Here is a 1,235-nt window from a genome sequence, read left to right on the forward strand (position 1 = left end):
GCGGGTATGACCGCATTATGTTTGGTGAGGGAATCACGCCGGAGGCATTGAGCCTGCATAATGAGGGTGAAGATATCATTGTGCAGTTCAATGATACGCCTATTATCAGTATTTTCAGGGGTATAAGAAACGGCGGTGTACGCCTTGAAGAATTCATTTTTGACGATGGCACGGTATGGAAAGCACAAGACATTGCCAATCAGTTTGTTGTCACAGGCAGTGATGAAAACGATGTATACGATTACCGTTATTCGGACATAGGCCTCACACTGGCAGCAGGCAAAGGCAACGATGACATTACGGGCGGTAAGGGCGATGACACCTATGTGTATCGCAAAGGCGATGGCAATGATGTCATCGACGACCGCCATGGCAATGACAGCATTGTGTTTGAAGGGATATCCAAGCATGAGGTAACCGCGAGTAAACAAGGCAGTCATCTGGATATCACTCTACTGGAAACAGGCGAGAAAGTCAGACTAGAGCATTGGTTTACGTGGGTGAATAATGATGAAGGTCGTGCATATAGGCATAACATCCACTTCAGTGATGGCGAGTTTACCGGGCCTGAATTTATAAAATTCCTGCGTACAGGGAAGCCGATTGACTTGCGTATATCGGGTCTTTCTAAGTTCAGTACGACAGACCGCCCGGGCACCTATTCACTCAGCGATGATGGTTTATCGATAGAGATAGAAGGGCATAAATGGTTAAAGTCTAGTGTGGGGTATGATGTTACGGCAAATACCTATTTGACCTTTGAAATGAAATCATCTGAGATTGAACGTGCACACGTGATTGGGCTTGACCCCAATGAGCTTTTCGGTTCTGGAAAGGGCGTATTTTTCCACTTGGCGGGAACTAAGGACGACCATAGTGGCGAGGTAAATCCACAGTACCATTATAGTTATACTGGCAATGGCGATTGGCAGACCTTTACCATTAAAGTCGGGGATTATTTTACAGGTAATGGTAAAAACTTAGTCTTTGGTAATGCAGGCGACTCCTCTACTGTTAACTCCCACTTCAGAAACATCCAGTTGTTTGATGTTAACACCGACGGTACAACAGAAAACGACCTGCTCATTGGCACAAACGCGGCTGATACGCTCAACGGCGATGCTGGCAAAGACACCCTGATAGGCCGCGACGGCAATGATGAGCTTAAAGGTGGAGACGGGCGTGATACCTATATCTATAATCTAGGGGATGGCAAAGACACGATTATCGACAGC

The 1,235-nt window shown here is 46.4% G+C and carries 1 pseudogene; it reads left to right on the forward strand.

Annotation, left to right across the window (positions count from 1 at the left end):
• Positions 1–1,235: pseudogene (locus tag QQK00_RS18575) on the forward strand (hypothetical protein); the annotation flags it as partial.

Source organism: Agaribacter marinus (assembly GCF_030160655.1).
Lineage (GTDB): Bacteria > Pseudomonadota > Gammaproteobacteria > Enterobacterales > Alteromonadaceae > Glaciecola > Glaciecola marina.